Raw genomic sequence first — 26,465 nt, 5'->3', positions numbered from 1 at the left:
TAACCTCTTCTGCCCTTAGTGAGCTTGTCCGCGAGTCATTAGTCCGTGGTCATAGCCAAAATCGCGAGCCGATTCGGCAATACGAACGAAATCATGAATAGAAAGCTTCTCACCACGCAATGATGAATCAATCCCAGCATGGTTAAGGATCTCTTCAGCTTGAGCCGGCGAACCGGCCCAAACACCCAAGGCAGCGCGTAGAGTCTTACGACGTTGAGCAAATGCCGCATCGATGATAGAAAAAACTAGTTCTTGACGAACATCCGATAAAGGTTGTTCACGTCGAGTAAAGGACACTAACCCAGAATTAATTTTAGGGGCGGGCCAAAAGACATTCTTACCGATAATTCCAGCCTGAGAGACTTCACAGAACCAGTTGGCTTTGAGCGAGGGCACACCATAAATTTTTGAGCCGGGCACTGCGGCAAGACGTTGAGCAACTTCTTCTTGAACCATGACCAAAGCATGACGTAGTGAAGAAATATGGGTGAACAAGTGAATCAGGATAGGAACAGCAACGTTATAGGGAAGATTTGCAACCAGTGCAGTAGGGTTTTGCTCAAGCTGGTATACCTTCATTGCATCACTGTGAATAACGCTAAGGTTTTCTGCCTTTTCTGGTCTGAACCGTTCTATTGTGTGTGGGAGTTGTTGTGCCAGTGGAGGGTCTATCTCAACTGCAACAACAGCAGCAGCAGCGTCTAGAAGACCGAGGGTTAGAGACCCAAGCCCAGGCCCAACTTCAAGGACAGTTTCATGAGGATCAATATGTGCTGCTGCCACGATACGACGAATCGTATTCGGGTCAATCACAAAGTTCTGTCCTAAAGTTTTTGTGGGGCGAATACCAAGAGTATCTGCAAGTTCACGAATCTCTTGAGGACCTAATAGTTGCTGTTCGTTCACACCGTTTATCTTAGCAATCTATGCCAAGAAGAACATAATGTTGGTAGGATTCCCCCTATTTCATAGCAGGATTTATCTTAGTTTGTTGTCCCATGAGCCGTAGACAGTATGTGAGTTTTGGGTCAGTAGTTCGCAGAATTGTTCAAGCTCAGATTCTCTGCGTTCTGCCATGAAACGTACCGTATAGTTCGTCATATAAGAGGCGTTAGGACGTCCACGATAAGGGTGAGGTGTCAAAAAGGGGGCGTCTGTTTCGACCAGTATGAGAGATGGGTCTGCTATTTCTAGTGCTTTTTGGATGCCATGAGAGTTTTTGAAGGTGACGGTTCCTGAAAAACTCATATACCATCCTTGTTCCATGCAGATTTTAGCTAGATGTTCATCACCTGAAAAACAATGAAAAACAGTTCTCTCGGGTGCGCCTTCTTCTAGGAGGATACGTACGACGTCCTCATGAGCGTCTCTATCATGTATTTGCAGTGCTTTACCGTATTTTTTAGCGATACGGATATGCTCTCGAAAACTTTCGTGTTGTGGGCAACGTCCGTTTTCTTCCGTTCGGAAGTAATCTAGTCCGCTCTCTCCGATGGCGCAGACTCGTGTCTGTTGAGCTAAACGGTCGATGATGGCTAAAGATTCTTCTAGCTTCCCCTGTTGGTGTAGGCGTGGTGCCTCGTTGGGGTGCAAGGCGACAGCAGCTAACACTCGTGTATCCATATTTGCTACGGCTAATGAGTAGAGAGAAGACTCAACGTCACAGCCCACCTGAACAACATGTGAAATGCCGAGGGCCTCCCCTGTATCTAAGGCGTCGCGAACGCTAATGTTGACATTTCCATCGAGTAGATTCATGTGGGTGTGGTTGTCGATAACAGGTGCGGGTAAGGGTTCTGGCGCGGGAGGGAAGACAAGGTTGCGGGTGCTTCCGTTCGTTCCGGTATTTGATCTGCGTCCGGTGCCTTCTCCTGTTTCGACGTTGTGAAGGTTGTAGTGTGAGCTTTCGTATGCTGGTGGTGTTTGCCCTGTTATTAGGTGTGGTGTGTTGGTGAAGATGCTGTGTTGGGTTTCTTCGGTGGGGAGGTGGATACCGAGTTTTTGGGCGTAGTGTGTGAGTTCTTCGGTGGTGAAGTCTCTATCGTTAGGTTGAGTTTTTGAGGTGCGCATTGGGGTCTCTTTTCAACAGTAGATAGGGGTTGTGGGGTGTTAGTTTCGTGAGGCGAGGGTGGCGTTGTATAGCTCTTTGGTTGAGACGCCGTGTTGTTTTCCGATGTGTGCGCAGGCTTGTTTGAGTCGCATACCTTGGTCGACGAGTGTTTGGACTTGGTCGACGAGGCCTTCAGGTTCTGGTGTTTCTGGTGTTTCTGCCCCTGCTACTACGAGTGCGATTTCTCCGCGGATGGTGGTATTTTGTGCCCATATTGTCAGTTCGGCAAGAGAGTTGCGGAGGATTTCTTCGTGGAGTTTGGTGAGTTCTCGGCAGATAACGGCTTGTCGGTCTGGGCCGAAGGTTTCACTCATGTCTTGTAGCGTTTTTGCCAGACGATGTGGGGATTCGTAGAAGATCATAGTTCGTTCTTCGGTGGCTAAGGAGTTGAGGCGTTTGGTGCGTTCGCTTCCTTTACGGGCAAGAAACCCTTCGAAGGTGAATCGTCCGCTGGGAAGGCCAGAGACTGCTAGAGCGCTAAGTACGGCGGAGGGTCCAGGCGCGACGGATACGGGGAGTCCTTCGGCTGCTACGGCTTGGGCTGCGATGTATCCGGGGTCTGAGATGGTGGGCATTCCTGCATCAGATAGGAGGAGGACTGTTTCTCCAGAGCGTACAGCGTGGATGATTTCTTCGGCTTTTTGTGTTTCGTTGTGGTCGTGGTTGGTAATGATTTTTGCGTGGGTTTGGAGTCCTAGTCCACTTAGTAGTCGGCGGAGGGTTCTGGTGTCTTCTACTGCGATGAGGTCTGCTGTTTGTAGGTAGTGTTTGAGCCGGTCTGTGGTGTCAGAGAGGTTTCCGATGGGTGTTGCTCCGAGGATGAGCACTCCGGCAGGTTCTGGTGTTGTGGTGTGTTGCGGGGTGTTGGTTTCTGTGTTGTGTGTCATCGGGGTGTTGCCCTTGTCTTCAATGGTAGTGAGGGATTTGAGTTTATATCCAGCGGTTGAACCACATTCGCCAGCGCCAGTGTTCGTAGGGGATTATTTCGGCGGTCCATATGGGGAGGTAGAAAATGGTGATGAGTAGTGCAGTGATAACGAAAAGGGCTACGATGATCAGGCCTTTTTTCTTGCGTTGTGGGGTGTCGTTGGGGCGTCCTAGTGCTAGTCCTAGCGTTCCTGCAAGTAAGAGTATGGCGTAGGGTTCAAAAGATAGTGCGTAGAAGAAGAACATGGTTCGTTCTGGGTATGCAAACCATGGGAAGTAGCCGATAGCAAAGATTGCCCAGAGGGTAAGGAATCTCCAGTCTCTTTTGAGGATGATGATAAATAGTGTGAGTGCCATAGTAACGATGAAAGACCACCAGATGAGTGGGTTTCCGACGTTAAGGATTGCTTCTGAGCATTTGGCTACGGGGCATCCGTTTTCTCCGAGGTGGAGGGACTCGTAGTAGTACGAGGTAGGGCGTCCAAGGATGAGCCATTGCCATGCTGGTGACTGGTAGGTGTGAGGGCTGTCTAGGTGGGTGTGGAAAGAGTACGCGGAGACGTGGTATTCCCAGAGGGAGCGTAGCGCTGGGGGTAGCCAGAGCAGTCCTTCTGTTGGGTGTTTTTCTGCCCAGTGTCGGTGGTAGGCGTTCTCGGAGAGGAACCACCCTGACCAGGTGCTGATATAGGTGAGGAGTCCAATACCGATGATGGAGAGGAAGGCTCGTATCCCGTCGTCGAAGATACCGCGTATCCACCATTTTTTGATACCGAGTAGTTGGCGTGCACGGTTGTCCCAAAGGACGGTAATAACACCATATATTGCGATGAAGAATAGTGCGTTCCATTTTGTGCCAACGGCTAGTCCTGCACAGATTCCGGCGAGGATACGCCATGGACGGATGCCTATTTTAGGTCCGTATTGCAGTAGTTTGTTGGTGGCTTCTCCCCCGTTTTGTTGGGCGTTGTGGTGTAAGGCTTGAGCGAGTTTTCTGTGTGATTGTTCTCTGTCGAGGAGGAGGCAGACGAAGGTGGCAAGGAGCCAAAACATGAGGAAGATATCGAGTAGGGCAAGTCTTGATTGGACGATAGCTAGCCCGTCGATACCTAGTAGTAGTGCGCTGAGGCTTGCGACGGTAACAGATCGGAAGATGAGCCATCCGGCGAGGGCGATGAGCCCAACGCTGAGTGTTCCGGTGAGTGCTGCTGCGAAACGCCATCCGAAGGGGTTGTTGTCCCCGAAGAGTGCCATTCCGAAGGCAATCATCCATTTTCCAACTGGCGGGTGAACGACGTATTCTGCGGTGTCTCGTATTCCGGTGGGTGTTCCGGCGACGAATGTTTCGTTAGCGTGTTCTGACCAGTTTCTTTCGTATCCGTAATGGAGGAGGGAGTAGCCGTCTTTGACGTAGTAGGTTTCGTCAAAGACGATGGCGTTGGGGTGGGCAAGGTTCCAGAACCGTAGTGCTCCGGCAAGGAGGACGATAAGGGTGGGGGCAATCCAGCCGTAGCGTGGTAGCGCAATGTATTCGACGTGGAGTCGGGTATACATTTCTTCTAGATTCCAGCCTTTTTTTAAAGCTATGGGTATTTGTGGGGCTGTCACTCTTGCTCCCTGAGATTCTGGTTCATGGGGTGTTGTTTATCCAGCTAGTTTTTGGCGGAGTTCTTGGCGTTCTTGTTTGCGTTTTTCTTCTTGTATTTTGCGGTATGTGGTGGGCCAGGTTATGGCTGCTAGAGCGGCGATAGTGCTCAGGCATAGGGTGCAGAATACGAGTGCTGCGTCAACCCAGAATTGTGGTGGGTAGAGTCGGATGAGGGTGTCTGATTCTCTAAATTGCCAGTTTCCTTGGGGGAAGAAGATGTGGTGGAATTGGGTGAAGAAGACGTCCCATCCGGTGATGGCGATAATGGCTAGCACGGCGAGGATTAGTGCAGTGAAGAGGTTTCCGTACCAGATGCTACGGCGGATGATTCCTGGTGCTCTAAGGCTCAGGGTTCGTGCGCAAAGTAGTGCGCTGATGATGCTCATGATGGCAAGGACAGTGAGTGTGAGCATGAGATGTTTGACGTCCGTCATGTGTTGCACTTCGCTGTCGAGGAAGAGTTTTTTCCCTTCGAGGTTTTTGATACTGCTGAGGTAGCTAGCTGGTGCGAGGTTGAAAATGTAGTCTAGCCCGTAGTTGCCGTAGGTTAGGCGGTCTTGTGTGTCGAATCCGTAGCGGTCTTTGGGGAATGCGCTGCGGTGGTATTCAATCCAGAGGAAGGTTGAGGAGGCTACGAGTTTGAGGCTGAGGAAGAAGGTGAGTAGTGGTACGCTCAGCCCGATGAGTGTTGCTCGTAGGGCGAGCAGTTTGGGTTTATCTTCGACGGCGGTTTCTCGTGTGTTGAGGCGTTTTTGTTGTTGTTCTGGGTTTTCTTCTGCGAGCGCTGCACGTCGGGTGTTGCGTTGTGGTTGTTCTTGGGTGTTGTGTTGTGCGGGGGGTTCGGTTGTGGTGGTTTCTTTTGTGGTGGTTTCTTTTGTGGTGTGAGTGACGGGTGGGTCGGTGTGTTCTTGTGTGTTGTGAGGTACTGGTGTTGGGGTGGGGTTGGTGTGAGGTGCTGGTGTTGGGTGTTTTTCTGTTGACCAGGGTGTGGAGGTGTTAGAGTTTTTGTTTTTTTCTTGGATTTCTTGCCTGCGAGCGGAGAGTAGTTCTTCGGCGTTAGCTACCTTTTGGGAGATAGCTGGGGATAGTTTTGCCCATTCGTTCCGTCGTTGCGGAGGGGTTGTCATTTTGTAGCTCCTGCTCGTGCGCGCTTATTTTTGCTGTACTTGCAATAAGTATAGGTCAGCTCAGATAGTATCAAGTCCCTCACTGGTGTGGGGTGAGGGACTTGATGTATAAGGTATTTTTTACCAGTTGCCGACGTATGATTCGTCGTCGTAGTGTTCGAAGGGGATGTTCCAGTCTCCGTAGCCGTCATCAGGGTCGGCGTTGGGGTATCCGGTGTTGATGGTTTCGAGGATGTCACCGACGCGGAATGAGTCGAAGAAGTATTTTGCGTCTGCTGGTAGTAATCCGATACAGCCGTGGGAGACGTTGGTGTTTCCTACGTAAGGGTATGCACTAGGTAAGGCTTGGTGGACGAAGGCTCCCCCTGCGGTGATGCGTGAGACGTTTGTAGCCCAGAAGGGTTCGTAGTAGTGTGAATCGCCTTTTTTGAGTCCTAGTGAGGCGGAGTCAAAGAAGTATTTACTAGCTTGCTCCATAATAACGAGCTGCCCTGTGACGGAAGGCCATTCTGCATCGCCCAGAGTGATGGGAGCTTGGTATATTTGCTCATCATTAACATACATGGTGAGTAGTTTGGTGGCATTATCAGCTAACGCATACTGTTTGTTTCCGGTATAGAAAGTTCGCTTGATGTTTCCGTTGCCGATCATTCCTTGACCGAAGTCGATACCGAGAATATCGATGTTCACTGTGACGGTAGAGTTTGGCGCCCAGTAGTTTTCTGGGCGATAGCGTACCATCTGGTCGGAGTACCAGCGGAATTTTCCAGGTTGTTCTTTCTCGGTGGTGACGGTAATAGCTTTTTCTATGGCTGTTTTGTCGATGACAGGTTCTGAGAACCTGATTTCGATGGGCATCCCTACGCCATAGGTAGCTTCATCAACGATGTTAGTGTTTGCGTCAGCCTCATATGCAGCGGAGACTGTGGAGAAAGTCGAGCTTCCACTAGTTTTTCCACCTTCTGGGTCTTCGGCTGTCCAACTGATAGTGTACTTATCTTTAAAGTTGAGGTTTTCGGTGGAGGTCCATACGGTTTTTTCTGCGTTGTATTCGCCGTTGATGGATTCTCCCTCTTCATTTTTGAGGTTAACTTTGTTGAGTGTTCCTCCGGTGGCGGTGAGTGTTACCGGATGGGTAGGGTTGTATTCAGTAGTATCTGCTACGGGGGTAACTTCTACTGTTCCTGTAAATTTTTTGGGGCTGGGGCTCGTGCTTGGTGTCGGGTTGGTTGAGCTGTTTGCCTGTGATGCATTATTTTTGGGTGCTCCACATGCACTCAATGTAGCGATTCCGAGTAGTGCCGCCGATGCACTGAGGAACGGGCGTCGAGTGAAGGCACGAGAAGAGTTTGGTCGTGTTTGACTCACGAAGTTTATCCACCTTAGTTACTGCGTTTGTGATTACTGAAGAACATACGACGGGGAGAGACTTACCGAGAGTTATGCGCGTGAATATCCGCCATTTTTATGTGGCGGTATCTTGCGCTGGGGTTGAGGTGAGTCTGTGTGTGTTGTGGTGGTGCAGGCTAAAACTGCACTCGAAGTTATCAGTCTACTGATAAGTAATTTGATATGTAAAGTTCGAAACTCATAAAAGCAGCAAGATTAGTCTTGTACGCTACGCAGTGTTGGGTATGCGTTTTCAGCTTTTTGAGGTTCTTGAGTGTGGTTTTCAGGACTGTCTAGACGCATCACGTCCCACCCTTGAGGTGCGGTGAGTCTCTCTGCATGGAATTCGCAGAGGTCGTAGGCGTGTGGTTCACGGTGTGCTGAGAGCGGACCGATAACTGCCGTTGATTGGCTGTATGCATAGGTCAGTGTGAAGATTGCTTCACGTTGGCAGGTTTGTCGTGAACAAAGGCGAACTTGTGCCATCACAGCGTTTCTCTTTTCTGCTAAATAGTCTGTTTACGCAGACGACGACGTTCGCGCTCGGATAGTCCACCCCAGATGCCAAAGCGTTCGTCATTATCCATTGCATATTCTAGACATGCTTCGCGTACGGGGCATTCATTACAAACGCGCTTTGCGTCGCGTGTTGAGCCACCTTTTTCAGGAAAGAACGCTTCTGGGTCTGTTTGTGCACAGAGCGCGTCTGCTTGCCAGGCGAGTTCTCCGTCGTCGCCTTCAGTGCTGTATAGTCCAGCGGCAGCTTCCCAGAGGGAAAGCGCTTCTGCAGAGAACGGGTCAAGGTTCTTTTTTTGCTGTGGAGGCTGTTTTGCTTTTTCTTTAGCGTCGGCGGCAGCTAGTAAAGCGTTTGCTCGTTCTTCAAGGTATTGAGCGGATTGCATAGTATAACGTTGGGGCTGTGTTCCGCTATATTGCGATTCGCTCCCGTAGTTGCGGTGAGCATACAGACCCATTTTCGTCCCTTCCGTGTCCCTATATCGTGGAGGTTTTCTATTGACCAATCTGCTGATTCTTGATTGGCGTGGTTTATTGACACTCATACACTGTATAGCTCGCAACGATGCTGAAGCAAAATCAAAAGTGCAATAAACCTTGAACCTAATTACACGCGTGTAATACCGGTTTAGTCAAGCTGAGAGCAAAAACTTTTATATTTTATTCACTGAAACAGCGTCTTTTATGCCCTCAATGTGGTATCTACCCTACTGTGTTATGCGATGTTTTTCCATATCGACTAAAAAGTATGGCTCTTATCTCAAAAGTTAAGTGATATACATTATGTTTTGAGGAGTTTTTCGCTAAAGTTATGTGCATGCTCACCCAAAACCCTTCCCGTAACTATTCTTTTGAAAAATTTTTCACCACCCTCAAAGCACGTCAAAGCCCAGCTCTCATCTGGTATAGCGACCATTCCGAACGTATTGAACTTTCTGGGCGAGTTCTCGAAAATTGGGTGAGCAAAACAGCAAACCTTCTCAGCGAAGAATGTGAACTCGATAGCTCAGAGCCAATACACATCAGCACCACCACTCATTGGCGTTCTATTATCATCGCGCTAGCGGCTCTTCGTATTGGCGCACACTTGCATTTCGTACCGGAGGAAGAAGACTGCGCAGACATTTTTTGTACCGACAATATCGACGAACTTCCTAAGAGCTCTGCTGAATACCGTCTACTCGTGGAAAAAAGCCCTCTAGCCCCACACTTTATGGGTGTTCTACCCGATGACACCATGGATTATTGCGCTCTTGTTCGTTCTTATGGCGACGTTTACCATGGACTTTCAACGCCGTCTCCTACGGATACAGCGTGGGAGAATACCAGCTATCAGCAGCTTCTAAACAGTATTGTTCTCACACAGCAAGAACCGTTATCGGAACAGGCCTACGACATTAGTGCTCCTCCCATGCTCAACGCTAATTACCTTCAACAAGTGCTATGTTGTCTTTCTCAGGCAAAAGCCGTTATTCTACGGGATCCGACTGTTCACTGGGTCACAGAAGAAATCCATCGTATTCATCATGACGAAAAAGCGGTATGTTCCCCTTGGCTCTAGGCATTTGTTCACGAATGAATTTCATGAAAAGACATTTTTCCCTTCCCTGCAGAAAAAGAAGGTAGCCTTATGAGTGTGAACTCTCCCATCGTTGGCATTGTTGGTGGCGGTCAGTTAGCGCGTATGATGGCAGCTCCCGCCCATGAATTAGGTTTTCGTCTCAAAGTTATGGCAGAAGACGAAAACGCGTGTGCGCGTCAGACTATCCCCGAAGCACCTGTTGGTGATTACACCGATTACGCACAGCTGCTCAATTTTGCGCGGAACGTTGATGTATTAACCTTCGACCATGAGCACGTCCCGACGCATCTCTTAGAGAAACTTATCGACGAGGGCGTTAATGTTCAGCCGCGTCCTCAAGCTCTTATCTATGCCCAAGACAAGTTACAGATGAGGCAGGCAGTTCGTCATCTAGGGTTAGCTAACCCACCGTGGGCTGAGGTACGTACCCTTGAAGAACTTGTGAGTTTTGGAGAAAAACATCAGTGGGATATTGTGCTCAAAACTCCGCGCGGTGGGTATGACGGCAAAGGCGTTATGGTCATTAGTTCACCAGAACAAGCACGCAGCGAAGAAGTCTTGCAATGGTTCTCTCAGCTTGAGAGCAACACCGCCTTTTCATCTCTCTTAGTTGAAGAGAAAGTTCCCTTCACACGGGAGTTATCAGCTCTTGTTGCACGCAATGACAGCGGAGAGATCCGTCTTTGGGATATCAGTGAATCACGGCAGGTCAACTCCGTTTGCGATGAAGTCATTGCCCCAGCTCCAGCATTATCCGAGCACCTAGCACAAAAGATACGCGATACCGCGCAGACTCTTGCCCGTGAACTTAACGTAACGGGTGTTATGGCGGTTGAGTTATTTGAAGTTCCAGATTCGTCAGAGGGTTTCTATATCAACGAGTTAGCAATGCGCCCGCACAATACTGGGCATTGGACTCAAAACGGATCAAAAACTAGCCAGTTTGAACAACATTTACGTGCGGTGCTCAATCTTCCGTTAGGAGACACACAGCTGACAGAATCTAATGCTCTGATGAAGAATATCCTCGGCGGTACTTACGAGAATATTGGGAAGCTTTACCCGCAGGCATTAGCGCTTGAGCCTCAAGCAAAAATACATCTTTACGGTAAAGACGTCCGCTTCGGACGAAAAATTGGCCATGTTAACATCACCGGCACTGAACAATCATTATCTCAGCGACAACTAGCCGCCGAAAAAATATCTCGTCTCTTCCGCACAGGTTTAGAGACACCCACCTCTTCAAAGGAGTAATATCATGCTCTCATCGTACGAGAACACCCAACCAGTTATTGGTATCGTTATGGGTTCTGACTCTGATTGGCCGGTCATGGAAGAAGCTGCTGCTGTCCTTGAGGAGTTCGGTATCACATATGAAGCTGATGTGGTTTCGGCTCATCGCATGCCTGAAGAAATGATTGAATACGGGCTCCGTGCACATGAGCGCGGTATTCGCGTCATTATCGCCGGAGCTGGTGGTGCTGCACATCTTCCAGGAATGTTAGCTTCTGTTACACCGTTGCCTGTCATTGGTGTTCCAGTACGTTTAAAAAACCTTGAGGGAATGGACTCTTTGCTGTCTATTGTGCAGATGCCAGCGGGTGTTCCGGTAGCAACGGTATCTATCAATGGTGCACGCAATGCTGGTCTTCTTGCTTTACGGATTTTAGGTGCTGGCGTTGATGATCAGGCACAGCAGATTCAGGCTGACATTAGACAATTTGCACAGAATCTCAAACGTTCCGCACAAGATAAGGGTACAGCTCTTCGAGCTAAAGTTTCATCACGCACCCAACAGCAAGAAAATGATTCGGCAGAGGCATTACCAGTAGAAGATTTACCGCGTGATAAACCTTATGCGCCCTAATGATTCTCTTCAGGATGTTGGAGGGGCCTCATTGTTCTTTTCTCTGATTCTTCATTAAATGTGGGATAACTCAGCTGGTATAGAGTGAGCAAAGATGCCTATGGTTCGGTATGCTGAAAACCATGAGTAATATCCTGCAATCAGATATTTGGGCAAAGTTCCAAACAGCAAATGGTCACCAGGTGTTCCGTGGTAGCGGAGATGGGTGGAGCTATCTTGCCACGCTAGAAGGTGGCAAAACTGGACGATACCTCTACTCCCCCTATGGGCCTGTTGCCGATAGCGCGGAAGCTTTTGATGAGGCAATCGCAGATATGAAGAAGGTTGCTGCCGAGAATAAATGCTGGTTTATTCGTGTTGAGCCCACGCAAGAAGCAATTTGGGGTTCTCGTTCGGCAGAGACGTTCTTGTCTGCACGCGGTTTTAAACTGTCTCCACGGCAGATTCAGCCCGGACATACTCAGATTATTGATTTAGATGTATCTGAAGACGAGCTCTTGCAACAGATGCAGTCTACTAACCGCAATTTGCACCGTAACATCCATAAAAAGGGTATTACATTTGAGGTCTCGCATAATCCTGAAGATATCGATATTCTTACTAAATATCTAGAGCAGACAGCGCAACGTAATCAGTTTAAACGTCAGCAAGATGATTATCTTAAACGTGTTGCTCAAACTCTTATGCCAGAAGATGCTGCTCGCCTGATTATTGTAAGAACCGCTGAAGGCGAAGCTATTGGGGCAACTTTCGTCTACGATTCTGACGATACACGTACCTATGCGCATACTGGAACTTCTTGGGAGCACCGTAAGCTACGCATTAATAAGCCTCTTGTTTCGTGGATGATTATGGATGCAAAAGAAAAAGGTCTCAAATACGTTGACTTGTTCGGAATTGCTCCTAATGATGATCCAAACCACGAGTGGGCAGGCTTTACGGAGTTTAAGAAGTCTTTTGGTGGACGTTCAGTTGCGTATCCTGGAACTTGGGATTTACCAGTCTCTGCGGTAGGTTACCGTGCTTACGAAGGTATCCGCGCTGCTCGTGAAGGTCTTCAACAGCTGAAGACTAAAGTTGCTGAGGTTCGTTCAGCTCGCCAAAAGTCCTAGGCTCTTGCGCTGAAGTATTCTGCTCAAAGTTTCTTAACAGACTGCGGGTGGGTGGAAATATAGTATAGTTTCCACCCACCCGCAGTTTTTGCTCATAGAACCTTCTATTACGGTTATCGGCGTACGCTTGCTTTACGTTGAAGGATGCGTTCCCAACGTTCTAAGTTATGCTCTGCGTCGATGATACGCACGGTTCCTGATTTACTACGCATAACCAGTGATTGAGTTGTGACGGTGTTTCCGTTGTAGCGTAAACCGCGAAGGAGTTTTCCGTCGGTGATTCCTGTCGCCGCAAAGAAGCAGTTATCGCTGGTGACGAGGTCGTCTGTTGTCAGCACACGGTCAAGGTCGTGTCCAGCTTCGAGGGCCTTTTCGCGTTCTGCATCGTCGATTGGAGCAAGCCGTCCTTGAATGATTCCACCGGTAGATTTAATAGCACAGGCAGCAACGATTCCTTCTGGTGTTCCGCCAGTTCCCATCATGAGGTCTACGCCGGTTCCTTCACGGCATGCGGCGATAGCACCGGCGACATCACCATCAAGAATGATTCGGGTACGGGCACCAGCGTCACGGATTTCTTGAATCAGTTTTTCGTGGCGGGGGCGGTCAAGTACACAGACGGTGAGCTGGCTAACTGGTTTACCTAACGCTTTTGCGGTGAGGTGAAGGTTCTGTTTAACTGGTAGTCGTAAATCGACAAGTTCTGCAGCCTCTGGTCCAGCAACGAGTTTTTCCATATAGAACACGGCAGATGGGTCGAACATGGAGCCGGCTTCTGCAACAGCAATAACGGATAGTGCGTTATCCATTCCAAGGGCGGTTAGTCGGGTGCCGTCGATGGGGTCTACGGCAATATCAAAGGACGCTCCAACTCCTTCGCCAACTTTTTCGCCGTTAAAAAGCATGGGTGCTTGGTCTTTTTCTCCTTCACCGATAACGACAGTGCCGCTGAAGTTGACGGTAGATAGTCGATAGCGCATAGCGTCTACGGCTGCACCATCGGCAAGGTTTTTGTCTCCTGCTCCCACCCATGGGCCACTTGCTATAGCAGCAGCTTCGGTTGCACGCACGAGTTCTAGTGCGAGGTTTCGATCGGTGTGGTAAGTATCGTTCTGCGCCAGCTTTTCTGACATGTGCCCTGACCTTCGAGGTAGATGATATGTACTCAAGATGTGGTCATAGGTCAGTCATTACGTCATCGTCATGACTGGTTCCCTTTTTCCGTCATCATTCTATAAGCTTAGTTCCATATACTGATTCTTGTGATTCAAATTGCTAAATTTTTCTCTCTATTACCTGAGTTTTTCTGAGTGGATAAGGTTGTCTTGAGGTTTTTTATGAGGAAGATAGGGGAAAATAGTTAGGTGAGCACAGAACAATATCCTTCATCTCAAGACACTGTTTCTGCCGAAGAATCTTCTGAACCGGTAGTTCCCCTCATTACTCAGAAGCAGGCACAACGTATTCATGCTCCGGCTCGAAATATGATTATTTCGATGGCGGTGATGATTCTTATTCTGATTCCTATTCTCTGGTTATCCCCTGCTTTAACGTCCAATAAGAATCATTACAATCCACAGGTTGATTTAGACTCCATCGCGTATTTATCTTCTCAGGAGGCTGGTTATCCTGTAGCAGCGCCAGAGATAGACGGCTGGCGTTATAACTTTGCCCGATGGAAGAGCCACCAAGCAGATGGTATTAGCTTCTGGAATACCGGTCAGCTTACTGCTCAGGCAGGGTATATTGAGCTGGTTCAAGCCCAAAATACTAACCCTACGTGGATTGCGCAGCGAGTCAATAATGCTGCTGTGCAAAGAACACAGGAGGTCGCTGGTGTGCTCTGGGATGTTCGCGTGTACACACCTAAAGATGGTGAACCAACAATTTCGTATGTGGGTACTGTTTCAGGAACAACCGTCATTCTTAATGGACAAAGTTCCGAGGACGAAATTATTCAATTAGCTCAAGCTGTTATCTCTTACGAGAAGAACCCTACAAAAACTGCTGAACCGACGTCATCTTCAGGTATCCAGTAAGACGGAGCAGCATCAGTGTTCGGGAAAGAAGAATGATGAACAGTAATGAACGAGTTTTTACTCCGCAGCAGGCTCTTGAACGGTTACTTGAAGGGAACTGGCGTTTTGTACACGGTCGGGTGGAACACCCTAATCAGGATGCAGAACGTCGCAATGATTTAGTTAGTGGACAGTTCCCTTATGCGACCTTGTTTGGTTGTGCTGACTCTCGTATTGCTGCTGAAGTAATTTTTGATCAGGGTCTAGGCGATATGTTTGTGGTACGAACGGCGGGGCATGTGATGGAAAGTGCGATTACCGGCTCTTTAGAGTATGCGATTGCACATTTACATACTCCGTTAGTTGTTGTTCTTGGTCATGATTCTTGTGGAGCTGTTTCGGTCACTCAAAAGGCTTTGAAGACGGGTGTTTTCCCCGGTGGCTTTATTCGTTATTTGGTTGAGCGAATTATTCCTTCAGCAATCTCTGCCCATTTGTCGTCTACTCCGAGTGTGAATGAAGTAGTTCGGGAGCATACTGTTCAGGTGTCAGAACGTATTTTGGAGCAGTCACGTCTTATCGCCAAGGCGGTTGATGAGGGACGTACAGCTGTTGTGGGGATGTTTTACCATCTTGCAGATGGCAAAGTTGAGTTGGTGTATTGTTCACAGAATATCGATAAGAATGCTGCGATGAGGTTTTTAGCTTAAGGGTTTGTGTGGTTCTTAATTTTTGGTTTTTCTTGTCAAAAACCCGCAAAGTGAGCTGTAAGTCACTTTATGGAAGCTAAGCTGGTAGTCATGGCTGAACATATCGAATACCGTATTGAACATGACACTATGGGTGAAGTGCGCGTCCCAGCACAGGCGCTGTACCGTGCACAAACCCAACGAGCAGTAGAAAACTTTCCTATCTCAGGGCAACGTTTAGAATCTGCACATATTCGCGCTTTAGCGCTCATTAAAAAGGCTGCTGCTACTGCCAATGAAGAACTAGGTGTTCTTGATTCCCAGCGTGCTCAAGCTATCCGTGAAGCCGCCGATGACGTCGCAACCGGGGCATACGATGAGCACTTCCCCATTGATATTTTTCAAACGGGATCGGGAACCTCCTCTAATATGAACACCAATGAGGTTCTAGCAACTCTTGCAACACGTCGTCTCAAGGAGCAAGGTCTTGAGGTTCACCCCAATGACCATGTCAACGCTTCACAATCTTCTAACGATGTTTTCCCTACGTCGGTTCATGTGGCAGCTACTTCTGCTCTGATTAACAATCTCATTCCAGCTTTGGATACGTTGGCTTCATCTTTAGAGCAAAAGTCTGAGCAATTCAAAGATGTTGTGAAATCTGGTCGTACGCATCTTATGGATGCAACCCCCGTAACGCTCGGACAAGAGTTCTCTGGTTATGCCGCACAAGTACGGTATGGCATTGAGCGTGTCGAAAGTTCTTTGGCGCGTGTTGCAGAAGTTCCTTTAGGCGGAACTGCTGTCGGTACGGGTATTAACACTCCAGAAGGTTTTTCTGCGCGAGTCATTGAGTTACTTGCGAAGGAGACTTCTTTACCGATTACTGAAGCTCGTAACCATTTTGAGGCGCAAGCAAACCGTGATGCTCTGATTGAAGCCTCGGGGCATTTGCGCACTATTGCGTATTCGTTGATGAAAATTTGCAATGATATTCGTTGGATGGGTTCTGGCCCTAATACGGGTCTAGGAGAATTGCAGATTCCAGATTTGCAACCGGGCTCTTCTATTATGCCCGGAAAGGTGAACCCTGTTATTTGTGAGGCAGTGATTCAGGTAGCTGCTCAGGTTGTTGGTAATGACACGACGATTGCGCTTTCTTCTACCAACGGCGCATTTGAGCTTAACGTTGGTATTCCCGTCATGGCTGCTAACCTTCTACAGTCAATTCGCTTACTCGCTAATGCCTCAACAGTGATGGCGTCCAAGATGATTGACGGTTTAGAAGCTCATGTTCAGCGGTCTCGTTTCTTAGCGGAGGCTTCTCCTTCTACCGTGACTCCACTCAATAAATATATCGGTTATGAAGCTTCTGCGAAGATTGCCAAATATGCGGTAGCTCATCAGAGCACTATTCGTGAAGCTGTATTAGCTCTTGGGTACCTTGAGCGCGGAGAGATTACGGAAGAACAGTTGGATCAGGCGTTAGATGTGATGAGCATGATTGGTTCTTATCGTTAGTCTTTTAATTCCGTTCAAGACGCTGAGCATGATATGCCGTTGGTGCAGGTACACAAGGTATCTGTATCAACGGCATATTGTTTTTTCTAAACGTTGAGGGTCTTTTTTTATTCTGAGATTTTCAGTTCTTGACTCTAGATGTTCTTAGGAAACAGGTCTATCGTTAATCGTAAGAATACTGATAAATATTGAGGGGTTTTCCGTGAAGTTAGCAGAACAGATTGTCCAGCAACTCATCGACGCTGGGGTTAAAAGAATTTATGGTGTGGTAGGAGATTCTCTGAACCCGATTGTTGATGCAGTACGAGCATCCGGCGGTTCAGATAATGGAGGAATCGATTGGATACACGTCCGACATGAAGAAGTTGCAGCTTTCGCCGCTGGGGCTGAAGCACAACTCACCGGCAAACTAGCGGTCTGTGCAGGTTCCTGCGGCCCGGGAAATACTCACCTCATCAACGGGTTATACGACGCGCATCGTTCTCAGGCTCCAGTTCTTGCTATTGCCTCGCATATTCCTTCGGGACAAATCGGCACCGGTTATTTTCAAGAGACCCATCCCGAAAGAATCTTTGAAGAGTGCTCTGTTTATAACGAGATGGCTGTCTCCCCCGAACAAACATTACGCATTGTCAATTCAGCTATGCGTCACGCAATTGCTCGGAACGGTGTTGCCGTCGTCTCTATCCCCGGCGATATTGCTTCAGAAGATGCCGTCGAAGCAATTCCCGAATGGGGTACTTTGTGTCGAGCAGCCTTAACACCAACCTCTGAGACGCTTGAAGAAATTGCAGAACGCATCAATAAAGCACAAAAAGTCGCTATTTTTGCTGGTGCTGGGGTGGCTCAAGCACGCGAGCGCGTTATTGAACTTGCCGAAAAAATCGGTGCTCCTATCGGACATACGATGAGGGGTAAAGAGTTCATTCAATACGATAACCCGTACGATGTAGGAATGACTGGGCTGTTAGGCTATGGAGAAGCCGCTGAGGGTCTTAAGGAAGCTGACCTGATGTTGCTTTTGGGTACGGATTTCCCTTATGACCAATTCTTGCCTGATACTGAGACGATTCAGATTGATCGTCGTGCTGAGGTGATGGGCCGACGTACTAATGTGGGGTTGCTTGTTGAAGGCGATATTGAGACAACTCTCAACGGTGTTCTTCCGTTGGTTTCGAGAAAAGAAGACCGTAGTTTTCTTGAGAATCTTGTGAAGAAGAATCAGAAGATTATGGAGAAAGTTGTCAATGCTTATGCGAAGGATCCTAATACTTCTGCGCTCATTCACCCCGAATATGCTGCTACAGTACTGGATGAAGTTGCTGCTGAGGACGCTATTTTTACCGCTGATACGGGAATGTGTAATGTGTGGACGGCTCGTTATATTACCCCAGGTCCGAAGCGTCGTCTTTTAGGTTCGTTCTTGCATGGGTCGATGGCTAATGCGATGCCGATGGCATTAGGTGCCCAGATTTCTCATCCTGAACGTCAGGTAATTTCTGTCTCGGGTGATGGTGGTTTGTCGATGCTTCTTGGAGACTTGCTCACAGCCAAGATGTATAACCTGCCGATGACCGTGGTGGTGTTTAACAATTCGACGTTGGGTATGGTCAAGCTTGAACAGTTAGTTCAAGGTTTTGAGGATTATGGTGTAGACGTTCCTGAGGTTAATTATGCTGATATTGCTCAGGCAATGGGTTTTCAGGCTCAACGTGTTACGAATCCGGATGATCTTGAGGGGGCGTATCGAAAGGCGTTAGAGCATCGTGGCCCATCTTTGGTGGATGTTGTGACAGATCCTAATGCTCTTTCGATGCCTCCAGAAGTTGAGGCAAAACAGATTATTGGTTTTGCATCGTCGTTGTCGAAGATTGCTCTCAATCGTGGTGCTGGTGAGGCTGTTGCTATGGCTCGTTCGAATCTGCGTAATATGAGTGCTTGGAGGCAGATTCTTTAGGCCTGTGAACGGTCTTTAGCGTTTTAGACTTGTTCGTAGCCGAATCGGACGCCGTCTTGCCAGTGCAAGGCGGCGTCTATTCTGTCAAGCATCCTTGGGGAGCAGAGTTCTTGGGCTTCTTCAAAGCTCACCCAACGAACTTGTGTGCTTTCTTCGTCGTTGACGCGTTCTTCTCCACTGATGTAGTGGCAGTAGAAGGTGTGGTCAAGGAATTGGCATTGGTCACCGTTGTTGAAGGTGTGTGGAGGGTCTGCTTTAAGCTGTGCTAAGGCGATAACTTCGATGCTGACGTTCGCTTCTTCTTGAGCTTCTCGGCGGATGGTTAGGGCTGGGTTTTCTCCGGGGTCGACGATTCCGGTGATGGGTGTCCATGCTCCGGAGTCACTTCGTTGAACCAGCAGAATCTTTTGGTCGCTTTGTCGTTGGATGACGGCTGTTGCGCCGGAGAGCCATAGCATGTCGTTGCCAATTTTTTCACGTAGTTTGGTGATGAATGATGGTGTTGGCATAGTGTTTTAGAGTTCCTTTGGGTTTTAGAAAAGGGTGTTTGATGGTGGGAAAAGTATTGCAAGTGTGGTGCCAAGGAGCATGAATGGACCAAATGCTATGTGTTGTTGTGGTGTTTTAGTACGTAGGAGGATGGCAAGGCTATAGATGCCGCCGAGGGTGAAGGTGAGCAATGTTCCCCAGCATAGGGTCAGGGGTGAGATAAAGCCGGTGAGCGCTCCAAGGATTCCGGAGAGTTTGACGTCGCCTAGGCCCAGTCCACCGCGGGAGAATACTCGTAGTACGTAGTAGAAAATTGTTAAGAATACGGCTGAGTAGAGGGTATTTTTAACGCCGATGATGTTGTGTTCAAGGAGGTAGACCGCTATGAGCGGTAGCATAATCGTCAGGTATAGCGGAAGAACGATACGGTTAGGTAGTCGGTGTTCTCGTATGTCGATGATGCTCAGTTCTATAGCTCGATAGATGAAGTATATGAGGGTTAGGCTTAGTATGGTTCCTTGCGTGTTACTGAGCACTGTTCCACGATGAAAGTATTCAACGATGATATTCAGCATGGTGGTTCTTCTATGGTGTTTAGGAGCCGAAACGTCGTTGTCTGAGTGCGTAGTCGGCTAGGGCGTGAACGAAGTCTGTTCGAGTAAAATCTGGCCAGAGCGCTTCACAGAAGTAGAACTCTGAGTAGGCAGATTGCCAGGTGAGAAATCCTGAGATCCGTTGTTCTCCAGAGGTTCTAATTAAAAGATCGGGGTCGGGTAGTCCACGGGTGTAGAGGTGTTCGCTGATATCTGAAGTTTCTAGTTGTTGCACTAGTTCTTCGAGAGAGGTTCCTCTCTGCTGTGCTTGTTGTAGAAGTTCTTTGACGGCATCGACGATTTCTTGTCTTCCACCGTATCCAACGGCAATGTTGACTTGTAGTGTGTTGATGTCTTGAGTTGCTTCTGTTGCTTTGTTGATGCTCTGTGTCAGAGTTTTTGGTAAGGCGTGAAGTCTGCCTACTGCATGTATTTTTGCAAGGTGTTTGTGGGTGAGCTCTTCAAGGAGGTTTTCGATAACGTCGAGGAGGTCTTGTAGTTCTTCTGGTTTTCGTTTGAGGTTTTCAGTGGAGAGCATGTAGAGGGTGACCATGGGGACGTTGAGTTCTTGGCACCATTGGAGGAATTCGATAATGCGTTGAGCTCCACGTTGATGCCCGTATTTGGTGTTTTTGCCTTGCTGCGCGGCCCATCTTCTGTTGCCGTCGACAAGGACACCCACGTGTTGTGGAAGTTTCTGGGGCGGAATGTTCTGAAACATCTGAAGCTGTTCAAGGCTTTGAGTTGATGAGGAATCTTCCACCTATAGCTCCTTATGTCATATTTTCTTCTGGTTTGAGCAAACAACGTCTTCTTTCATCGTACCGTGCTGAAGTCGTTCCACAATGTTTATTGCCTCTTGTCCTTAATGAGTATCGCAGAGATAATGGAGGAAACCACATTTTTAGGATTGGCGTTCACCAGTGACACACCGTTCATCTTCTTCAACTTCTTTATCGTCAGCTACTTCTCATCGTCCTTTTGAGAAGAAACCTCTTCTGCGTGGCTGGATACATGCCGGTTTTTCTCCCATTGTTTTTATTGCGGGGATTGTTCTTGTGGTGCTCTCTGGCGGTGGTGTTTTAGCAGTTGCATGCGCTATTTTCTCGTTGACGGGTGTCATACTTTTCGGTGTTTCTGGAATGTACCACCGAGGATATTGGGAAGATCGGGTGCGTCTTCTTCTCAAGCGTCTTGACCACGCTAACATTGCGCTGGTTATTGCCGGAACATATACCCCGTTTGCGTTTACGCTCCTTAACGGCCCAAAGCGTCAGATTCTTTTATGGAGTATTTGGGGCTGTGCCTTGGGTGTGGTTCTTTTTAGGGTGTTATGGACGTACGCTCCACGCTGGCTTTATACCCCTATTTATGTGGTGATGGGTCTTATGGCAGTGTTTTACCTTCAAGATTTTTGGAAGGTTTCTGTCATTGCAACGATTCTTATCGCAGCTGGTGGCGCTTTCTATATTCTTGGCGCCGTTTTTTACGGGACGAAAAGACCTCATCTTGCTCCCCATATTTTTGGGTTTCATGAGTTATTCCATGTGTGCACGGTTATCGGTTTTATTCTGCACTATATCGCAGTGGTGTTCTCCATCTACGCATAAGAATATTCTGGCGAAGACAGCGCGCACTTTATTTATTTTTCTGTTGATGAGGACTTAGACGAAGTATCGTTATCGCCCGTCTGGGATTGCTGACGTTGTTGTGCTTCTTGTTCCATAGCGTATTGGTTACGGTACCTCATACGACGTACACGGCGCGTAAAATCCAACATCAACAAGATGATGAAAACACCTACGGTAAAAGTTGCAACAAATCCAAGGAACCCTGGAGAACCCGTTGGTGAGCCGTCCTGATTATATTGTGTGGTTGAGTTTGCCAGAAGTTGGGCTGTCTCCACAACAGCAAAAAGATACGTCATGCGTTACACCAGTTTTTCTTGGTCGTTGTTGTTCTAAGGATAGTCTTGTCAGTAGAAGAGCTGTCTCTTATTCTACGCGTTAGGTTCGGAACTCTTATAGTCGATTCCTTCTGCAAAGCACCATTCTGGTAGTTCTGAGTGGACTCTGCTTTTTGCTAATACGTATTCTTCCCAAGGCCAGATTTCTTTTTGCTGTTCAGGTGTGAGCGCGAAGAATGCGTCGGTTGGGCGAACCTGTGAGCGGTGCGCAAGAAGTGCACGGTCGTGGGTTTCAAAAAACTCCCAACACGAGATACGTGTCGTTGTGTGGTGGGAGGGGTACGGCGAAGGATGACGTTTTTCGTCTTCTTCTCTCTCATCAAGACGAGCCACCCACTGGGTGAAAGGACTTTCACCTTTGGTGCTAGTGAGGTATCGGTGGAAGGTTCTAATACGTTCTGGGTTGAAAGCACGGTCATAGTATATTTTTTGAACTTGCCATGGTTTCCCTAATTGTGGGTATGCTTTTTCGTCACCGGATTTTTCGTAAGCTTCCATTGCGACTCGGTGGGTCATAATGTGGTCGGGGTGAGGGTATCCGCCTCGTTCGTCGTAGCTCAGAATAATATGTGGACGGTATTCTCTAACGAGTTGGATTAACGGTGCAGCTGCTTGTTCTAGAGGCAGTGTTGCAAAAGAGCCCCAAGGAAGTTCTGGTAGTGGGTCGCCTTCAGGTAGTCCAGAATCCACAAACCCTATCCAACGATGCTCAATACCAATAATGTTGGCAGCTTCTGCCATTTCTTCACGTCGGACACCGGGGAGGTCTCGGTGGGCTTTAGGGTTTTCATTCACCTGTTCGTTGAGAATATCGCCGCGTTCTCCGCCTGTCATCGTTGCTACCATAACTCGTGCCCCACGATGCACGTATGCTGCCATTGTTGCAGAGCCTTTAGAAGATTCGTCATCGGGGTGTGCGTGTACCGCTAGAATACGTAGTCCTGCATAGTTCTCTGCTAAGGGTGAAGGCACCATATCTTTGAGGATGCTGTGAGAGTGTTTTGAGTCGGTCACGAAGAACTCCAATATTTTTTCGTTAGAGTAGCTAAAATAGTACATCTAGAACGTCAGCAGATGATGCGGTCTGAAGAAGACACTCTATTTTAGCGAATATCTGGTGGCGATAACCCAATCTAGGTTAACGAATATGAACGAAGGATGTCGTGACAACTAGCTTAGATTCACGCTACGGCAGAAAACCTACTCAAAGGAGCATACCAACGTGGGTATGGGTTCTTTTAGCTGGTTGTGTTACCGTCATCTCAATGCTTTTTGGGTGGTGGGTACAAAGTGATTCTTCAGCGACGTCTCCTCAGGCTCGTGATCTTTCACATCAGCTCACAAGCGCCGATGAAGTATCTCTGACTTTTGAGGTGCTCAAAGACCCTCACGTAGAAGCTGTCTGTGCGATTAAAGCGTTGAATTCTTCACGTGCCCCAGTCGGCTGGAAAGAGGTCATTATTCCGGCAGATACCGCCGGTGAGAGCTCGTCTCGAGTGCATGTTCAAACTGTTAAAATACGGGTTCTCTCCCCCGCTGTCACCGCGACCGTTGATACCTGTTGGAGTATGCGAACCTCGTCATAAGGTTTAGAATTCACACCACAAACTAGCACTTGTATGTTAGAACGGGTAAAGTTCGCTACAACTACTCTAATTTTGAGTGTCAGGATAACCGTTTGGTGAATCCTTAACCTCAAAAGTTTTATGAAAGGAAAGTACATGAGCGCTCATGAAGGTGCTTGGCTAACTCAAGAGGCATATGACCGCCTTAAAAAAGAGTTAGAACATATCTCTGGCCCGTACCGTCAAGAAATTATTGAACGTATTTCGGCAGCTCGCGATGAGGGAGACCTCAAAGAAAACGGCGGATACCATGCTGCACGTGAAGAGCAAGGCAAAAATGAAGCACGTATTGCTCAGTTAACTCAGTTGCTAGAGAACGCTCAAATTGGCGAAGCACCGCACAATGACGGGGTCGTTGATTCCGGAATGGTCGTTGAAGCAGAGCTTGCCGGCCGACCTTTCAAATTCCTTCTTGGATCACGCGAAGTTGCAGATTCTTTGGTCGGTGATTCTGGTCTTCAGGTCTTCTCTGAAAGCTCCCCCATGGGTTCTGCTATTTTGGGTTGCCGTGCCGGTGATGAAACGTCGTATGTTGCCCCAACCGGTAAGACGATTGACGTCAAGATTATCTCTGTCGTTCCTTTTGAATGATAGAAGACTCTTTGTCATTCTCATAGGCTCAGAAAACGTGATGCCATCGCATCTCTCCCGATAACGGGTGAGATGCGATGGCATCACTGATATTCAAAGCATTACCACCGATGATATTTAGTACACAACAATCGGCTTATAACCAGCTTCTGTTAGCCCATCAAGTACCTGCTGAATATGTTCATTCCCTTTAGTTTCCATATCAATAGTGATAGAAACATCTCCCATAGAAAGTGCACCGCCGACACGGGTGTGGTCCACACCCGTCACGTTCGCGTCCAAAGAAGAAATGATGGATGAGATAGTTGTTAGCTCGCCGGGACGGTCGTTCAACATCATTTTGATGGTTAGATACCGTCCAGCAGCCGAAAGACCGCGCTGAATCACTTTGAGCATCAGCATTGGGTCAATATTTCCACCAGAGAGCAAACATACTGTTGTCCCAAGGTTTCCGTATTGTTGGAGAAGTTTTCCATCCATCAAAGCAGCAACAGGAACAGACCCTGCCGGCTCTACCACCAACTTGTTGCGCTCCATCAAAAAGATTAATGCTCTAGCAATATCATCTTCAGAGACGGTATGTACGTCATCAACCAGTTCTTTAATAATGGAGAAAGGCATTTGCCCAGGTCTACCGACAGCGATGCCGTCAGCGATTGTAGAGACTTTTTTCAAAGGGACCAGAGCGTCAGCAGCTAAAGAGAGCGGGTACGCTGCAGCATGTTCTGCTTGAACACCAATAATGCGAATCTTTCGGCCCGTCTTCTGTTCAAGTTCTCGAACGGCAACAGATAAACCAGCCAGTAACCCTCCCCCGCCAACACCAACGATGATAGTTTCAACATCAGGTACTTGTTCTAGGATTTCAATACCGATAGTTCCTTGGCCTGCGATAATATCAGGGTTATCGAAGGGGTGAACAAAAACGGCGCCAGTTTCTTCGGCATAACGTTTTGCTTCTGCTAGGGCGTCGTCAACGGTTGCGCCGTGCAAGATAACCTGTGCCCCACGACTTTTAGTTGCAGCAACTTTCGGAAGTGCTGCACCTAAAGGCATGTAGATGCGTGCTTTGATGCCTAGTTGTTGAGCGGCTAAAGCGACACCTTGTGCGTGATTACCTGCTGAGGCGGCGACTACTCCACGCGATTTTTCGTCCTCAGTAAGTTTTGCCATACGGACGTATGCTCCGCGTACTTTAAAAGATCCAGAACGTTGTAGGTTCTCACATTTAAAGTAAACTTCTGAGCCAATCATTTCTGATAGTGCTAAGGAGTGGTCCACCGGTGTGCGTTCAATGACCGGCTTGAGAAGATGAGCGGCTTGTTCAATATCTGCATATTGAACAGGTAATTGTGTTGAAACAGTGGACACAGGTGTTTCCTTTATGCGTTAGAGAATATCCGAAGAATAGTTTAAGAAACAAAAACTATCTCAAGAGTAGTGCAGTTATAGTGTTGATTCTTCTTGTTCGTGTTCTTTAAGCCGTTCAAGACGTTCTTTGACTTTATCAGCCACAGCTTTACGTTTTTTACGAGCAATTTCATGTTCGTAGAGAAACTCTTTAGTACGAATTTCTGGGTCTTTTTCCCACTCACGTCGGGCCAGATAACGCACGATGGTGTTCATCACGGCAAGAACAGGCACAGAGAACAACGCACCAAGTGGCCCATAAAGGATAGTTCCGCTAGCTACCGCAAAAATGACGGCGAGAGGATGTAAGGAGACGGCTTTACCCATAACTAGGGGTTGAAGAATATGTGATTCAATCTGTTGTACGAGCAGAACCATCAGCAACATGATTAAAGCGTTAAACCAACCATTAGCAACAAGCGCCAGAAGCACCGCAATTGCGCCAGTTACGAGAGCTCCAACGATGGGAATAAAAGAGCCTAAAAATACGAGTACACCCAGCGGAATAGCTAGCGGGACTCCGAGGAAGAACGCTGCTAAACCGATACCAAGAGCGTCCACGAAGGCAACAAAAACTTGAACGTGAACGTAGCTTACGAGAGAACGCCAGCCACGACGTCCGGCACCGTTAACTGCTTCACGTGCGGTTACAGGGAAAAGCCCTACCAAGAAGATCCAGATTCTTTCGCCTTCAAGGAGGAAGAAAATCAGGGTGAAGAGAACAAGGGCTGTGCCAGTCCCGATATCTGCTGCGGTAGAGCCGAGGGAAGCAACACCCGAGAGGATGGAGCCAGAGTTATTTTTGATGAATTGTGTAAACTCCGAAAAATGTGAGTCTATTTCTTTAAGGTCTAGGGTAAGAGGAGATTGGTCAATCATCCCTAGAACGGTATGGTACCCCTGCACAATTTCGTCTGATAGGGAGGAGAATCCAGAGGTAATTTGTTGCCCGACGAGGGTGAGCAGTCCAACAACAACCGCGATGAACCCGAGCTCAACAATGGCTGTTGCGTATCCTCGTCTAAGACCGTATTTGCGCAGGAAAAATACCGCTGGTGAGATGAGCGCAGCAAGAAGTACCGCTACCGCGATAGAAACAATGATGATACTAATTTTTGCGGCAACCCAATGGAGGCAAGCTAATGCGAAGAGAACTATGAGAAGTCTCCACGACCAAGCGGCAGCAGTGCGTAGGGCAAATGGAATGTATCGTTCATCGCCGTGGTACCAAGAACTTTGTTCAATATGATTTTTCGGTGCTGGTGAGGGGGTAGTTTCGCTCATGCGTACTATTCTTCCACATCTTTAGACAAGTCGTTATTTTCGGGGAG

The 26,465-nt window shown here is 48.0% G+C and carries 27 protein-coding genes; 11 read left to right on the top strand and 16 right to left on the bottom strand.

Translation table 11 applies throughout. The features are described 5' to 3' along the window. Positions 1–15 precede the first annotated feature (15 nt). The 8 genes from rsmA to ACN083_RS06640 form a co-directional block, all read right to left on the bottom strand. Positions 16–906: a 16S rRNA (adenine(1518)-N(6)/adenine(1519)-N(6))-dimethyltransferase RsmA gene (gene rsmA / locus ACN083_RS06675; RefSeq protein WP_419102056.1), complete on the bottom strand. Its 891-nt coding sequence runs from the start codon at positions 904–906 to the stop codon at positions 16–18. A gap of 72 nt (positions 907–978) precedes the next feature. After that, the gene (locus tag ACN083_RS06670) at positions 979–2,070 is read right to left on the bottom strand and encodes a TatD family hydrolase (RefSeq protein ID WP_419102055.1); all 1,092 of its coding nucleotides are present in this window, start codon (positions 2,068–2,070) and stop codon (positions 979–981) included. 39 nt (positions 2,071–2,109) lie between these two features. Next, positions 2,110–2,997, bottom strand: coding sequence for a 16S rRNA (cytidine(1402)-2'-O)-methyltransferase (gene rsmI, locus ACN083_RS06665; protein ID WP_419102054.1), 888 nt, complete (start codon positions 2,995–2,997; stop codon positions 2,110–2,112). A 43-nt stretch (positions 2,998–3,040) separates the two neighbouring features. Beyond that, complete coding sequence (locus ACN083_RS06660) at positions 3,041–4,642, bottom strand: dolichyl-phosphate-mannose--protein mannosyltransferase (RefSeq protein WP_419102053.1); 1,602 nt, start codon at positions 4,640–4,642, stop codon at positions 3,041–3,043. A 36-nt stretch (positions 4,643–4,678) separates the two neighbouring features. Further along, positions 4,679–5,809, bottom strand: a complete 1,131-nt coding sequence (locus ACN083_RS06655; protein ID WP_419102052.1) for a TIGR01906 family membrane protein — start codon at positions 5,807–5,809, stop codon at positions 4,679–4,681. Between the two features lie 120 nt (positions 5,810–5,929). After that, positions 5,930–7,177, bottom strand: coding sequence for an Ig-like domain-containing protein (locus tag ACN083_RS06650; RefSeq protein ID WP_419102051.1), 1,248 nt, complete (start codon positions 7,175–7,177; stop codon positions 5,930–5,932). Between the two features lie 237 nt (positions 7,178–7,414). Further along, positions 7,415–7,684, bottom strand: coding sequence for a DUF3499 family protein (locus ACN083_RS06645; protein ID WP_419102224.1), 270 nt, complete (start codon positions 7,682–7,684; stop codon positions 7,415–7,417). Between the two features lie 20 nt (positions 7,685–7,704). Next, positions 7,705–8,172: a WhiB family transcriptional regulator gene (locus tag ACN083_RS06640; protein WP_419102050.1), complete on the bottom strand. Its 468-nt coding sequence runs from the start codon at positions 8,170–8,172 to the stop codon at positions 7,705–7,707. A gap of 359 nt (positions 8,173–8,531) precedes the next feature. On the opposite strand from ACN083_RS06640, the gene ACN083_RS06635 reads away from it, so the two are divergent. From ACN083_RS06635 to ACN083_RS06620, 4 genes are all read left to right on the top strand, one after another. Then, complete coding sequence (locus ACN083_RS06635; protein ID WP_419102049.1) at positions 8,532–9,275, top strand: TIGR03089 family protein; 744 nt, start codon at positions 8,532–8,534, stop codon at positions 9,273–9,275. 69 nt (positions 9,276–9,344) lie between these two features. Further along, the gene (locus ACN083_RS06630) at positions 9,345–10,550 is read left to right on the top strand and encodes a 5-(carboxyamino)imidazole ribonucleotide synthase (RefSeq protein WP_419102048.1); all 1,206 of its coding nucleotides are present in this window, start codon (positions 9,345–9,347) and stop codon (positions 10,548–10,550) included. Positions 10,551–10,554: 4 nt separating this feature from the next. Next, positions 10,555–11,163: a 5-(carboxyamino)imidazole ribonucleotide mutase gene (gene purE, locus ACN083_RS06625; RefSeq protein ID WP_419102047.1), complete on the top strand. Its 609-nt coding sequence runs from the start codon at positions 10,555–10,557 to the stop codon at positions 11,161–11,163. A gap of 122 nt (positions 11,164–11,285) precedes the next feature. Further along, complete coding sequence (locus tag ACN083_RS06620) at positions 11,286–12,275, top strand: lipid II:glycine glycyltransferase FemX (protein WP_419102046.1); 990 nt, start codon at positions 11,286–11,288, stop codon at positions 12,273–12,275. 113 nt (positions 12,276–12,388) lie between these two features. On the opposite strand, the gene glpX is transcribed toward ACN083_RS06620, so the two are convergent. After that, the gene (gene glpX / locus ACN083_RS06615) at positions 12,389–13,408 is read right to left on the bottom strand and encodes a class II fructose-bisphosphatase (protein ID WP_419102045.1); all 1,020 of its coding nucleotides are present in this window, start codon (positions 13,406–13,408) and stop codon (positions 12,389–12,391) included. Positions 13,409–13,639: 231 nt separating this feature from the next. On the opposite strand from glpX, the gene ACN083_RS06610 reads away from it, so the two are divergent. From ACN083_RS06610 to ACN083_RS06595, 4 genes are all read left to right on the top strand, one after another. Continuing rightward, entirely contained in the window at positions 13,640–14,314 is a 675-nt protein-coding gene (locus ACN083_RS06610) for a DUF4245 domain-containing protein (protein ID WP_419102044.1), read from the top strand. 32 nt (positions 14,315–14,346) lie between these two features. Next, a complete protein-coding gene (locus tag ACN083_RS06605; RefSeq protein ID WP_419102043.1) occupies positions 14,347–15,003 on the top strand; it encodes a carbonic anhydrase in 657 nt (218 codons plus the stop codon). Between the two features lie 90 nt (positions 15,004–15,093). Continuing rightward, positions 15,094–16,503 (top strand): class II fumarate hydratase, encoded by a 1,410-nt coding sequence (locus ACN083_RS06600; RefSeq protein WP_419102042.1) that lies wholly within the window; start codon positions 15,094–15,096, stop codon positions 16,501–16,503. Between the two features lie 202 nt (positions 16,504–16,705). Continuing rightward, positions 16,706–18,460: a pyruvate dehydrogenase gene (locus ACN083_RS06595; protein WP_419102041.1), complete on the top strand. Its 1,755-nt coding sequence runs from the start codon at positions 16,706–16,708 to the stop codon at positions 18,458–18,460. Between the two features lie 23 nt (positions 18,461–18,483). Here ACN083_RS06595 and ACN083_RS06590 read toward each other — a convergent pair whose 3' ends face one another. The 3 genes from ACN083_RS06590 to uppS are packed head-to-tail and all read right to left on the bottom strand — an operon-like array spanning position 18,484 to position 20,305. Continuing rightward, positions 18,484–18,969: an NUDIX hydrolase gene (locus ACN083_RS06590; RefSeq protein ID WP_419102040.1), complete on the bottom strand. Its 486-nt coding sequence runs from the start codon at positions 18,967–18,969 to the stop codon at positions 18,484–18,486. Between the two features lie 24 nt (positions 18,970–18,993). Next, entirely contained in the window at positions 18,994–19,524 is a 531-nt protein-coding gene (locus ACN083_RS06585) for a prepilin peptidase (protein ID WP_419102039.1), read from the bottom strand. Positions 19,525–19,543: 19 nt separating this feature from the next. Then, the gene (gene uppS, locus ACN083_RS06580; protein ID WP_419102038.1) at positions 19,544–20,305 is read right to left on the bottom strand and encodes a polyprenyl diphosphate synthase; all 762 of its coding nucleotides are present in this window, start codon (positions 20,303–20,305) and stop codon (positions 19,544–19,546) included. 160 nt (positions 20,306–20,465) lie between these two features. Between uppS and trhA the strand changes: the two genes are divergently transcribed. Further along, on the top strand, positions 20,466–21,152 hold the full coding sequence (gene trhA / locus ACN083_RS06575) for a PAQR family membrane homeostasis protein TrhA (RefSeq protein ID WP_419102037.1): 687 nt from the start codon (positions 20,466–20,468) through the stop codon (positions 21,150–21,152). Between the two features lie 32 nt (positions 21,153–21,184). Here the strand turns inward: trhA and ACN083_RS06570 are convergent, their stop codons facing one another. Together ACN083_RS06570 and mca are read right to left on the bottom strand one after the other, a co-directional pair. Then, positions 21,185–21,469 carry a hypothetical protein gene (locus tag ACN083_RS06570; protein ID WP_419102036.1) on the bottom strand — a complete coding sequence of 95 codons (285 nt, stop codon included), beginning with the start codon at positions 21,467–21,469 and terminating at the stop codon, positions 21,185–21,187. A 72-nt stretch (positions 21,470–21,541) separates the two neighbouring features. After that, the gene (gene mca / locus ACN083_RS06565) at positions 21,542–22,483 is read right to left on the bottom strand and encodes a mycothiol conjugate amidase Mca (RefSeq protein ID WP_419102223.1); all 942 of its coding nucleotides are present in this window, start codon (positions 22,481–22,483) and stop codon (positions 21,542–21,544) included. Positions 22,484–22,671: 188 nt separating this feature from the next. On the opposite strand from mca, the gene ACN083_RS06560 reads away from it, so the two are divergent. Both ACN083_RS06560 and greA read left to right on the top strand, forming a co-directional pair. Then, positions 22,672–23,094, top strand: a complete 423-nt coding sequence (locus tag ACN083_RS06560) for a DUF4307 domain-containing protein (RefSeq protein ID WP_419102035.1) — start codon at positions 22,672–22,674, stop codon at positions 23,092–23,094. A 135-nt stretch (positions 23,095–23,229) separates the two neighbouring features. Further along, positions 23,230–23,724, top strand: a complete 495-nt coding sequence (gene greA / locus ACN083_RS06555; RefSeq protein WP_419102034.1) for a transcription elongation factor GreA — start codon at positions 23,230–23,232, stop codon at positions 23,722–23,724. A 117-nt stretch (positions 23,725–23,841) separates the two neighbouring features. Here the strand turns inward: greA and ilvA are convergent, their stop codons facing one another. Beyond that, positions 23,842–25,095 (bottom strand): threonine ammonia-lyase, encoded by a 1,254-nt coding sequence (ilvA, locus tag ACN083_RS06550; protein ID WP_419102033.1) that lies wholly within the window; start codon positions 25,093–25,095, stop codon positions 23,842–23,844. Positions 25,096–25,170: 75 nt separating this feature from the next. Continuing rightward, positions 25,171–26,418 carry an AI-2E family transporter gene (locus ACN083_RS06545; protein ID WP_419102032.1) on the bottom strand — a complete coding sequence of 416 codons (1,248 nt, stop codon included), beginning with the start codon at positions 26,416–26,418 and terminating at the stop codon, positions 25,171–25,173. Between the last annotated feature and the right edge of the window lie 47 nt (positions 26,419–26,465).

This window comes from Rothia sp. CCM 9418 (genome assembly GCF_048512825.1).
Classification (GTDB): domain Bacteria; phylum Actinomycetota; class Actinomycetes; order Actinomycetales; family Micrococcaceae; genus Rothia.
This window is presented reverse-complemented; position numbering and strand designations above follow the sequence as displayed.